The 12464-nt window shown below is 42.2% G+C and carries 11 protein-coding genes and 1 tRNA gene; 5 read left to right on the top strand and 7 right to left on the bottom strand.

The window, feature by feature from the left end; translation table 11 throughout:
* The 7 genes from rlmN to E5342_RS07425 form a co-directional block, all read right to left on the bottom strand.
* On the bottom strand, positions 1–1032 hold the full coding sequence (rlmN, locus tag E5342_RS07455) for a 23S rRNA (adenine(2503)-C(2))-methyltransferase RlmN (protein ID WP_135959127.1): 1032 nt from the start codon (positions 1030–1032) through the stop codon (positions 1–3).
* Positions 1033–1168: 136 nt separating this feature from the next.
* The gene (locus tag E5342_RS07450) at positions 1169–3304 is read right to left on the bottom strand and encodes a SurA N-terminal domain-containing protein (RefSeq protein WP_121736112.1); all 2136 of its coding nucleotides are present in this window, start codon (positions 3302–3304) and stop codon (positions 1169–1171) included.
* 96 nt (positions 3305–3400) lie between these two features.
* Positions 3401–4654, bottom strand: a complete 1254-nt coding sequence (locus E5342_RS07445) for a hemolysin family protein (protein ID WP_121736111.1) — start codon at positions 4652–4654, stop codon at positions 3401–3403.
* 1 nt (position 4655) lies between these two features.
* Positions 4656–5321 (bottom strand): LPS export ABC transporter periplasmic protein LptC, encoded by a 666-nt coding sequence (gene lptC / locus E5342_RS07440; protein WP_135959126.1) that lies wholly within the window; start codon positions 5319–5321, stop codon positions 4656–4658.
* Between the two features lie 2 nt (positions 5322–5323).
* A complete protein-coding gene (locus tag E5342_RS07435; protein ID WP_121736109.1) occupies positions 5324–6688 on the bottom strand; it encodes a tetratricopeptide repeat protein in 1365 nt (454 codons plus the stop codon).
* 84 nt (positions 6689–6772) lie between these two features.
* Positions 6773–8053, bottom strand: coding sequence for a hypothetical protein (locus E5342_RS07430; RefSeq protein WP_135959125.1), 1281 nt, complete (start codon positions 8051–8053; stop codon positions 6773–6775).
* Positions 8040–8759: a type III pantothenate kinase gene (locus E5342_RS07425; RefSeq protein WP_246867074.1), complete on the bottom strand. Its 720-nt coding sequence runs from the start codon at positions 8757–8759 to the stop codon at positions 8040–8042. The genes E5342_RS07430 and E5342_RS07425 overlap by 14 nt, the downstream gene beginning before the upstream one ends.
* 687 nt (positions 8760–9446) lie before the next feature.
* Between E5342_RS07425 and E5342_RS07420 the strand changes: the two genes are divergently transcribed.
* The 5 genes from E5342_RS07420 to E5342_RS07400 all read left to right on the top strand — a co-directional run bounded on the left by E5342_RS07420 (position 9447) and on the right by E5342_RS07400 (position 12237).
* A tRNA-Thr gene (locus E5342_RS07420) sits at positions 9447–9520 on the top strand.
* Between the two features lie 127 nt (positions 9521–9647).
* The gene (locus tag E5342_RS07415; RefSeq protein ID WP_121736107.1) at positions 9648–10178 is read left to right on the top strand and encodes a DUF4199 domain-containing protein; all 531 of its coding nucleotides are present in this window, start codon (positions 9648–9650) and stop codon (positions 10176–10178) included.
* A 22-nt stretch (positions 10179–10200) separates the two neighbouring features.
* On the top strand, positions 10201–11151 hold the full coding sequence (locus E5342_RS07410; RefSeq protein WP_121736106.1) for a glycosyltransferase family 2 protein: 951 nt from the start codon (positions 10201–10203) through the stop codon (positions 11149–11151).
* Positions 11148–11669, top strand: a complete 522-nt coding sequence (locus E5342_RS07405) for a nitroreductase family protein (protein ID WP_121736105.1) — start codon at positions 11148–11150, stop codon at positions 11667–11669. Before E5342_RS07410 ends, E5342_RS07405 begins: the two co-directional genes overlap by 4 nt.
* A 1-nt stretch (position 11670) precedes the next feature.
* Positions 11671–12237, top strand: a complete 567-nt coding sequence (locus E5342_RS07400; RefSeq protein WP_121736104.1) for a manganese efflux pump MntP — start codon at positions 11671–11673, stop codon at positions 12235–12237.
* The last annotated feature ends 227 nt before the right edge of the window (positions 12238–12464 follow it).

The raw sequence follows: 12464 nt of genomic DNA, 5'->3' as shown, positions 1-12464 counted from the left end.
TTATACAAATGTAACATTTTTTGCGGTAGAAAGCATTCCACAGGCAGCGAAAATATCCTCTCCTCGTGATGCCCTTATCGTACATACAACTCCTTTGGCGTTTAAGAAATCCCGGAACATCTCCATTTTAGCGATATCGGAAGTCTCTAAAGACACATTCGGTATCGCATGAAAACGGATCAAGTTTACCCGACAAGGAATTCCTCCTAATAAACAACTCAAAGCTTCGGCATGTTTCAAGCTATCGTTCAAATTTTTAAAAACAATGTATTCAAAAGAGACCCGTCGTTGATGCGAAAAATCATATTGTTTGATTAAACCGATCACCTCTCTCGCTGGGAATGCCTTTTCAACCGGCATCAAGGAAAGACGTTCCATAGGATAGGGAGAATGCAGACTTACGGCCAGATGACATTCGCTCTCCTCTAAGAAGCGTTTCAAACCTTTCGTCACACCGACAGTTGAAACCGTGATACGCTTCGGACTCCACGCATACCCATACGGGGCCGTGAGTATTTCCAAAACCTTGAAAAGCTCGTCTACGTTATCCAGAGGTTCCCCCATTCCCATGAAAACGATATTCGTCAATGAATCGTTTTCCGGCAAAGACTGGATCTGGTTCAATATCTGGTTTGCTGTCAGGTTCGCCGTGAAACCTTGTTTTCCCGTCATACAAAACAGGCAATTCATTTTGCATCCGACTTGAGAAGAGACACAAAGCGTCGCCCGGTCATCCGTAGGAATATAAACAGACTCAACAAAACGCCCCGGTCCGGCAGCATATAGATATTTGATCGTACCGTCTTTCGACTTTTGATATTCAGATGGCAGATAGGCCCCAACCTCGAATGAATCCTCCAATAAGGCACGTTTGGCTACCGCTATATTCGTCATCTCCGAAATCCGGGTTATTTTCTTCTTATAAATCCAATCGGCCATTTGCTTAGCCGCATATGCAGGAAGACCTACCTCAGACGCTACACCTTTCAGTTCCTCCAAGGTCATCCCTAATAATTGTCTTTTGTCAACCATGCTATCAATGTTTTCTTATTCGCAAAAGTACGAGAAATATTCCATAAAATTAAAGATCCCCTGTTTTGTTGTCAAGATATATTTATTTTGACAACAAAACAGGGGACCTTTTATCTTAAGTAGAAATATTCTTTAATTAATAGAAACGGATACGGTTGTCTTCCACCTTAGCGTTGTTAACCATAGATTGGATAGCTTGGAATCCTACACGATATGCGTTCGAAGCATCCAACGCACGAATTTCCTCAGCCTCATTGAACTCTTTACCATCTTTATTTCTCGCATATACTTTGAACACATAGACACCGTTGTTACCTTTAACCGGAGCACTTACTTGGTCAACTTGAGCCATAGAAACCATAGCATTCAAATTCGGTTCGATACCGATACCGGCAATACGGCGAGTACCAAAGTTCACGAACTTAACTGAATCTACAGAAGAGCCCATCGTTTCAGCATATGCCTCAACTGAAGTCAAATTCTTAGAAGCCAATTCCTGAGCGATCTTATCGCCTTTCTTTTGAGCAGCCAATTCAGCTCTCAAAGCCGGAGCGACCATATCAACCGGACGATACCCCTCGGATATGCTTCCTTCTACAGCAGCCACAACAAATTTATCACTACATTCGAAGATCTCAGAGATAGAACCTTTATCGTTCTGGAACGCCCAACGAATTACCGGACGTGAATTCTTAATAGAACCTAACAATTGATCATCCGTAGTAACCGTTGCACCTGAAATCAAATTATAACCGGCTTCCTTCGCATTCTCCTCCAATTTAGCCATAGAGTTGTTCTTCGATACGAACTGATTCAGCTCATTGTAGATGTCGCTATAGGTCTTAGAACTAGGAGATACAGTCATGTCGATATCAGCGATCTTATATTTTTCTACATTTCCAGTTTTCTCTGTTACTTTTACAAGGTGAGTACCATATAAAGATTTCACAACCGCTACCTCATTCAATGAAGTTGAGAAGACAGCCTTCTTGAAATCATCATTCACACCTCTCAAAGCGGTAACCTCTGTAAACCAACCTAGTTCACCACCATTCTCGGCGGCTTGGTCCGCTGAGTATTTCTTAGCTAATTCAGCGAAATTAGCACCACCTTTCAACGCTCCCATCAAACTATCAGCCAAAGCTGTTGTCTCAGCCTCAGATTTACCGGCCAACATGATGTGGCTAACTTTTACTGAATCCGGAGCGACCGTCTTATCGACTAGCTTAAACATTCTGTATTTGTCATTCTCGAATACAGGACCATAAACAGCACCAACCTCAGAAGTCGTAGCGAATTGTTTCATCTCCGGATCCAAAGCCTTCTCCGTGAAGAAAGCGTCAACATAAGGAACCTCAGAGTTCTCGTTTACTACATCAGCCACTCTTTCAGAAGTAGCTAGCTCCTCTTTCAAGCTCTCGATCTCGACCTGCGCCTTATCATAATCCTCTTTACTCGGACGGATATCTACGGCGATATATTTAATTACCTTAGATTCTTTTTGTCTATAAAGCTCCTTACGTTGGTTATATAATTTCTCGATCTCGCTCTTGCTTACCTCAATCGTTGAATCCGGAATCGTAGCATATGATTGCATAGCATAAATGATATCCGAATTCTCGGCATTATCATTATAAGCTTCCTTTGCATCTAATGAATTCGCAGAAATAGCCTTGCTTAATAATGTCGTATATTTTTGCTCCAAACGTTGACGTTTGATGTTCTTCTCCCAAAACAACCAGAAGTTCTTAGCTTGAATCAACTGTGCCTGTTGATCTGCCGGATAGCTAGCGATATTATCGGAATCGATTTGTTTCAAGAAATTCAACAAAGCAGCCTTATCAAAAGCACCTGTCTGAGGATTCGTAAACATTTGCATTTGTTGGATCAACGGAGAGATATTTTCACCTTGAACCATATCAAACAATTCTTCCGGACTTACTCCCATACCTAATTTAGCAGTAGCCTCGTCCAATACGACCTCTTGTACCATCGCATCGAATACGGACTGGCGAATCTGTGTCATATATTCCTCGGGCAGGCTGGCTGAACCGGATTGCATCTTATACATCTCGACCATCTCATCGACACGACCTTGATAATCTTGAATTTTTACAACCTCTCCATCAATCTCGGCGATCCGTTCCTGTGATTGCCTAAAATAAGTAGAACCAGAGTTTAAAAAGTCTCCAATGATAAAAGCGAACAATGCCAAACCCACCACGAGTACCAGCAGTCCTGCTTTGCTTCTAATTTTTTCCAGCGTAGCCATTTATCTTTATTATTTTTTAAAGTTTATTATTTCACATTTTAAGGGCACAAAGATATGAAAAAAAGGAAATTCCACAGCATATAATCCTTTTTTTTATCAAATCCCTACTTTCATACGTACAAGTTCAATCTTCGTGGCCGTTACTTTGATTAACTTAAACGAATATTTATCGATTTGGACGGTTTCGTTCAATTTCGGAAATTTTTGATAGAAGTGCAAGATAAAACCGGCGATGGTAACATAATCATCCGACTCCGGAAGATCCAACCCGAACATTTCGTTCAAAGTATCAATCTCCATCCTACCCGACAGCAAGTACTCATTGTCCGATACTTTTTTAGCCACATGCGACTTCATATCATGCTCATCCTCAATCTCTCCAAAAATTTCCTCCACCAAATCCTCAAGTGTCACGATACCCGACGTACCACCAAACTCATCCACGACAACAGCCAAGCTCTTCTTCTCTTGCATCAGCAGTTTCATCAATTTATTCGCAGCCATCGTCTCCGGAACGATCGATACACTACGGATATGCTGAGTCCAATCCTCCGGATTCTTGAAAAGCTCGGAAGAATGGATATATCCGATAATGTCGTCAATATTCTCGTTATACACCAATATTTTCGAAAGTCCCGTCTCGATAAACTTAGAACGCAATTCCTCTATCGTAACCGACGTATCGCAGGCTACGATCTCCGTCCGGGGCACGATACAATCCCTCAAACGGACATTCGAGAAATCTAAGGCATTCTGGAAAATCTTAACCTCCGTATCCATATCCGAATTTTGAGGTGCATCTTCCAGACTTTGCTGTATAAAATAATCCAAGTCTACCTTGCCTAATACCTGAGGCGAACTTTTCAAGTTCTTCACGCCCCCTAACTGCAAAATCAAAAAAGATAGCAGGGATGAGAGCTTGGAAACCGGATACAGAATGATATATACAATAAATAATGGTATCGCAAATATATTGAGTGATAAATTAGGATTCAACTTAAATATGGTCTTGGGAATAAACTCTCCGGCAAACAAGATCAAGATCGTAGATATCACGGATTGGATAAAAACGATCAATGCCTCATTCGCAACCACCTTGGCTATAAACGGCTCCAACACGATTGCCATCTGAAGACCATAAACGACCAGCGCAATATTATTTCCTACCAACATGGTAGAAATAAACAAATTTGGATTACGATAGAAAATACCCAGTATCTTACTGGATAGACTACGTTCCTTCTTATCCAGCTCGAAACGAAGCTTATTGGAGGAGATAAAAGCAATCTCCATCCCGGAAAAGAATGCGGAAAATGCGAGGGAAATTAAAATGTAAGTCAGCGTCCCCACCTTAATTACTTTTTATTGAATCTATTTGTGACACATCTACCCAGGTACTGTCTCCTTGCGCTGTCCGTGCCGTATCGGCCGGGGCATCACTCATCGGGAAAATACCTTGTGAGTTAAATATCTTATACCGAGTCATATTTTGGTTCGACTCAAACCCTATACCTGTTATGATCTTATCTTCTTGCTCAATACGCATATACTTATCGGAATAAACCTTCTCTTGCTTCTGGTCCCAGAACAATTGGGAAGTCTCAAAATGTTCTCCCTGCAAACTTTCCACCTCAACATTACCGATCAGCTCCCAAAGCCCTTTTTTATCATAATAATAGGCTGTATCCGCCTTAATACTCGCTTCTGTCTGGAACAAGGTATCGAATTTCTCCACATAGATCCCCTCAGGGAAATACCAATGAGGCTCCGCCGCTTTCCCATAGATCTGCCATTCTTTCGCTTTCAAGCGATATCTCGTGATACCCGAATCGGAGATCAAAGAGGATACATCCGTAGCCTTCATCGTATAAGTCTTATCCGGATCAAACTCAACATCAACCACCTCCTTATGCTCCTTGCCGCAAGAGGCAGAAAACAAAAGAAGCATAACAACCACCACGAAGGTAGTTGTTATGCTCATATTTTCCGTTTTACAATGAAAACGATGTCCTATCATAATTACCGAATCGTTGTACGCTCTCCGATCCAACCACCGACAGTGAAAGGTTTTCCCTTTTCCAAATCCGGATGCATAAAGATCTCCTCCGTAGAAGGAAGGTGAGCACGATAAGATGAAATCAAAGCATTAGCCTCTTCTGCAACACTCGGATCTACTTGTTTCGCTTTCTCAAATTTATCAATAGCGGCATTATAAGCAGCTCTCGCCAACACACCATCATTCGGATAAGCAGACTTAACCGTAGCCGCATACATCTTACCGATCAACAGATAAGGAGCTCCAGAAGCAGGATTCATCTCAGCCGATTTCTGACAATATTGTCTAGCTTTAGAATAAGAATTTTGCTCGAATAAAAGCAAAGCGATCATGTAATAATCATCAGCCTTCGCAGAGTTTTCTGTTTCCAAATTAGCAGCTTCCTCAAAATACTTGATAGCCGTATCGTAGTCCTTAGCCTTTACAGCTTGCTTTCCTAAACCAAGAGCAGCGTCAGCGCTAGGCTCCAATTTATAAGCATAACCGGAAGCGGCAAAGTAAGCGTCAATTTCTTGGCAACGCATTCTTCTCAACAAAGAGACCACTTGCTTCAAGTATTCCAAATTATCCTTGTTCTCCTCGATCTTTGCAGCATATAGACCTTGCAAAGTCTCACAATCCGCTGCGCCACTGTTTGCGAAAGCGTTATCTACGCCAGACTTGTACGCAGTCACTGCGTCAGCCTCTTTTTGGTTATTCGCTGCCTGGGCAGCCTTCAACTGAGTCTCTAACCCCCCGGAAGCCTTCAAATAATCTTGGATATATTGTTCCTTGAAATTCGGATCGTTCACCATTTTCTTCATAGACGCAAAAGCATACAATGAAAGACCTAGAGCCTCCGTATTCTCGCCCTTCTCGTCCACAATTTCTTTCAACCAACTATAAGCTTGGTTATAATCAGCGTTATCACCTGTCTGTGCAAAATAATCTTGAACTTTACGAGCCACGATCCAATCCTTTCCATATCGGCGATCGTTTCCAAAGTACTTGACACGCTTATCATAAACGGCCATCAAATCATCAATAAGCGCTTTCTTCTTAGCGGGATCTTTCTCTTGGGCGACCTTCCAGCCCATAATTCTCACACCGTACAAATAGATATCTTTTGTAGCGGCAGGACACTCATCGTACACGATCTTCCAGAAATCATAGGCATCTTTGAAGTTTCCGGCTTTCGCGTAAGGAACAAACAAGCTGATATTGGTAATACAACGCACGCTATCCTCACCAGAACCGAACTGTGTACCATTATCTACTCCTTTCTGCGCATAAGCACCCAACGTACCCATAGTACATCCAAGCGCTAGTAATAAAACTTTGATCTTCATATCTCTTTCTATTAAAGTTAGCTACAATTTTATATTCCTTCAAAAAAGTTTCATACTCATTAGACCCTTTCGCCCATTCCCGGTTTAATCCACTTTTCGTTTAAAAAACCATAATTCGTTAAATGTATAGTTCACTGTAAACCGGAAATACTGCTCATCAATCATTGTACGTAATTCCGGACGGATCTTCACGTATTCAAACGATAGGTTCACTAATGAACGGTTATCGATCAAAGGAAACCCGAAACCGACACTCGCCCCATATTCATTATAACCATGTCCTTTATAACCATTCTCTTCGGAGCGACTTACCCTTAAATACGAATTGCTATAATGAAAACCGGCACGGTATCTGATACGTCCCAGATAATTACGATTATCATAACGAGGAATAAACTCGGCACCAGCCGCTACACGTGTACGATTCTTGAATTGGCCTTTCTCGTTATCAAAATAAGCGTTAGCCCAGTCTTCATATAAGAAATCCGCGGCTAACGTCAACCGATTCTCCTTCACATAAGAGATACCTGCTCCATAAGAGTTCGGCATATCAAACCGATAATTCTTAATCGTATCGTTTCTTGTATATCCGGATGCAGCCGAAGAACCGACAAGTTGAGTATCATACACAGTCGTATTCAACTTCTTCCCGGGAGAATAAACGAAACCTACCGTGACATGCTCCGTCTTACTCAAAGGGTGCGTATATTGAATACCAAAATCTAACTTTAAATCACGAATCTCATAACGTTGATTTCTATACACGTCGTCCGCTCCTGTCGAACTAGGGAAAATCAAGTTACGGGAGTGTGTTATATTTCCAAATAAAAATCCAGCGTTCATCCCAATGGAAAGACGTTTCTTCCAAATATCATAGGAGAGTCCTAAATAGGCATCGCTTAAGCCACCTTCGCCACTAAAGCTTTCCCCCCAACTTAAACCGCCTTCGGTACGGTTCTCGCCGAAATCATATCCTACATACGAATAAGGCAACAAACCTATACTCATCGCAAAACGCCGGGTGATCGGAAATTGCATGGCGATATACTCCACGTTTCCATTCATCTGCCGTTGCTTGTTCGTACCGTCATAGAACCAAGACACTTGACCGGACGCACCAAAATCAAAAAGAAATGTCAACGAATCCATGCAACTATAAGAAGCAGGATTTAAGGGATTTATCTGTTTAGAAGACCTCAATCCATAACCGACTCCCCCCATTGCCCTTCCGGCACCAAAAGATCGATCCCCCAACTCTCCATATCCAAATCGCGTATAAGGCGAGTTCGTGTTATTTTGAGCCCACAATGACAATTGTGTAAAGATAAGAAAACTTATTATTACTACCTTATTAATTTTCAACATTATACTCTAAGATTCTGTTTAATCCTGTCAACACTAAATTAATGTCTGCAAAGATGGAGTTTTTTAGCCGTCTTTCAAAATAAAACGAATGACCGCCTGTTAAAAAAACCAAAAGATCCGGATATTTTATTTTCAGCTCATCAATATATCCGTCCATCTCGTAAACAATCCCATTCACTACCCCCGCTTGGATAGCTGTTTCCGTACTCGTCCCGATAAGCGGTATATCATCCTCTTCCGTTACCAAAGGTAGTTTCTTCGTAAAATGATTCAACGCTCGAAAACGAGTTGTCATCCCCGGAGAGATATTCCCCCCCAAAAAGACACCCGACGCTTCTATCATCTCATACGTGATAGCGGTTCCGGCATCGATAACCAACAGGTTTTTTCCCGGCTGCAAATAATTCGCCCCCACGACAGCGGCCAAACGGTCCTTGCCTAACGTTTTCGGTGTCTCATATTCCACCTTGATCGGTAAAGCCACATTCTCGTCCAAGAACACGAAAAACTGAAGCTTACTTCTCAAAAAAGCGACCAACTCCTCATCCGCATCTACCACCGTAGAGAAAATCCCTTTCGAGAAAGCGTATTTCCCGAAAAGCTCGGCAACCACAGACACACCGAATTCTTTATATACAAAAGAAGCTTTTATCTGCCCATTTTTATAGACAGCGACCTTTGATGACGTGTTTCCTTGTTCTATAATAAGATTCACTTCTCTGATATTTTTCGCGAAGAAAAACAAAAATGACGAAATAAAAAAGGAAGATCGGCATGAAATACGATCCCCCAGCCTAGACAGAAGGTAATCGCCCCATATCGTGATATAGCCATGAAAGGATGCCTGTACTGGCATCGGGTCACGCCTGTATCGGCGCAAGACGATGCCAGTAGTGCTTATCGGCGCTGACGGTACTGCTTTTCCCTCATTCCTTCATTCCTTCATTCCTTCAAACCTTTCTCTTGCACACACACGCATGAGTACATGCGTACATAATTAATAACACACCTTGATTATTTCCTGTTGTTGCAAAAAAAAGATTTGCCACCTGTTTATCTTTGAGCACACATTAATATGTATGCGCATGCTTGTGTGCGCGTGTGAGAAAGGCTTGAAGGAATGAAGGAATGAGGGAACGACATCAAGATTACCCTACAAAAGCCGAAGGAATCACAAGTACACATTTTTTAACAACACTAGAATAACTAGATTCACAAGGTTTTAAGAGGGAACAGCGAAGAAAGGCCAAGAAAACGCTTGTAAAGTAAAAAATAATATCTACTTTTGCACCCGGGTAAGTCCTACACGGCATGCTCCCTCGGAATCCCCCAGGGCTTGACCGCAGCAAGGGTACTTGGTTGTAGCGGCGCGATGTAGTAAGCTTACCCACCTGCCTCTTTAGCTCAGTTGGCCAGAGCACGTGATTTGTAATCTCGGGGTCGTTGGTTCGAATCCGACAAGAGGCTCAGATAAGACAATTTTAAAGAAGGAAGCTTATACGTAGGCTTCCTTTTTCGCATTTTATGCATAATATAGTTGCGCATTTGCATTAATATATTAACTTTGCTGATAAGAATTCAAAACTGCAGCATCATGGAAGAGAATAAGAATTTACTTTTAAAAGGCGCCATGACTTATGGTTTGGCCATGGGCATATATTGGGTCGTGAAATATATCTTCTTCATCTTCAGCGTTTCCGTCCCCTCCTTAAGTCTTGTCTATTGGCTATTGACGCTTGCTGTCCCTTTCATTGCCTACTACATGACGAAAAGATATCGGCAGGACATTGGTGGAAGAATCAGCTTCTTTCATGCTTGGAGATTCGGCACGATGTTGTATTTTTTCGCCGCATTGATCGTCTCGCTTGAATACTTTGTCTTCTATCAGTTCATCGCTCCACCTGATTTCGTGGCAAATGCGATCGGGCAATTAACGACTGTACTAAAGGATAGCCAAGTCAGCTCGGAGATGATCGACTCGCTCAGCAAGATTCGTATCTCGCCAATCCATATGGCTATACAAGGAATATTTAATAACGTATTTTACGGCATCATACTTTCTATACCGGTAGCGGCTCTTTTGTGTAGGAACAATTCGACAGGTTCCATCACTGAAAACCGCTAAAAAAGTTAATTACAGACAAATAATGGATATATCAGTTGTTATCCCGTTGTATAACGAAGCCGAATCTTTACCCGAGTTATTCTCGTGGATAGAGCGGGTGATGAAAGAACATAATTATACCTACGAAGTAATTTTCGTGAATGACGGCAGTACGGATAATTCCTGGGAAGTGATCGAGGAGCTGAAGCAACGTTCTCCGCATGTCCGAGGAATCAAGTTCCGTCGTAATTACGGTAAGTCACCAGGATTGCACTGCGGATTCCAACGGGCTAAAGGTGACGTGGTCATTACCATGGACGCCGATCTGCAAGATAGCCCGGATGAGATACCCGAGCTTTACCGAATGATCACCGAAGACGGGTACGATCTGGTATCCGGCTGGAAAAAGAAAAGGTATGACCCGCTGTCCAAGACGATCCCCACGAAATTATTCAATGCTACGGCTCGTAAATTCTCGGGAATAAAGAACTTGCACGATTTCAATTGCGGATTGAAAGCGTATAAGAACATTGTCATTAAAAATATAGAGGTATATAACGATATGCACCGTTACATACCTTATTTAGCTAAGATTGCCGGATTTCACAAAATTGGCGAGAAAGTAGTAAAACATCAAGCACGCAAGTACGGAACTACTAAATTCGGGTTGGATCGCTTCGTAAACGGTTATCTGGATTTGATCACGCTTTGGTTTACTTCCAAATTCGGAAAGAAACCGATGCACTTCTTCGGTTTATGGGGAAGCGCAATGTTCTTCATCGGTTTTATCGCTCTAGTAATCGTACTCAGCATGAAATTGATCTCGATGTACTCTGGAGATTTAAGGCCTTTGGTTACAAGTTCCCCTTATTTCTATATTTCATTGACAGCGATGATTCTGGGAACCCAAATGTTCCTAGCGGGCTTTATCGGGGAGTTGATTTCCCGTAATTCTCCGAATCGCAATAACTATAAAATAGAGGATGAGATATGAGTTTCCTAGAATTAGCGAAAAAACGTTGCTCTATCCGCAAATATGCATCCCAAAACGTAGAGCAAGAAAAGATTGATTATATCCTAGAAGCAGCTCGTCTGGCTCCTTCGGCGGTAAATTACCAACCTTGGTATTTTATATTGGTTCAAGGTGCGGAAGGAAAAGCTAAATTACAAGAATGCTATCCCCGGGAATGGTTCAAACAAGCACCTTATTACCTGATTATTTGCGGAGATCATCAGCAATCTTGGAAACGAAACGATCATAAGGATCATATGGATATCGATGCGGCTATCGCCACGGAACATATTTGTTTAGCCGCTGCCGAACAAGGATTGGGAACTTGCTGGGTTTGCAATTTCGACATAGAGCTTTGCCAGAAACATTTTAAAATTCCGGAAACGATCGAGCCAGTTGCACTGATACCGTTCGGTTACCCTTATGACGCGGCACTGTTCGAAGAGACTCCAAAGAAACGTAAGTCCAAAGAAGAAATCATTAAACGGGAATCATTCTAGTATGTTATACATTGAAGTTCTGTTACTAGCGATAGGCTTATCTATGGATAGTCTAGCAGTATCAGTTACCGGCGGCGCAGTTCTTAAGAACAACTGCACCGCCGGTAATATTATTAAGATAGCGGGTGTGCTCGGTATATTCCAATCCGGAATGACCGTGATCGGTTATACGATGGGATTAGGATTCGAAAAATACATTTGCGCCTTCGACCATTGGATCGCATTTACCCTCTTGCTTTACTTAGGAGGGAAAATGATATACGATAGCACGAAGGAAGAGGAAGAAGATGGGAAATTCGACCCTTTATGCAACCGGACATTATGCGGATTGGGAATAGCGACAAGTATTGATGCCCTCGCTGTAGGAATCTCTCTAGCGATCTTGAAATCACCGCTCTTGTTGCAAGCCTCGACGATAGGTGTTGTCACCTTCGCCCTCTCTGCCTTTGGTGTCTATTTCGGTAACCGGTTCGGCAAGAGAATCGACTTGAAACTGGATCTCATCGGAGGTTTGATCTTAATTGGTATCGGTACAAAGATTTTGATAGAGCATGTATTTTTTAGCTAGGCATTGATCACCGACGACCGTTTCTCTGGAGCAACTCGAGGCCCGGCGAGAAGATTAGACATAATCGGAACCGACGGTATCGAGAGAAACGCAGAAGAGAGAGAAAAGGTCCTATCCGAAAGACGTGAACATTGGATAAAACCAGAGTCAAAATACAAAAAAAGGAATCCTTGATATTTATACACACAATAGTGTCTCCCCCATGAAAGGGGCATATATGGAATTTT

Origin of the sequence: Parabacteroides distasonis (genome assembly GCF_004793765.1) — a bacterium.
Lineage (GTDB): Bacteria > Bacteroidota > Bacteroidia > Bacteroidales > Tannerellaceae > Parabacteroides > Parabacteroides distasonis_A.
This window is presented reverse-complemented; position numbering and strand designations above follow the sequence as displayed.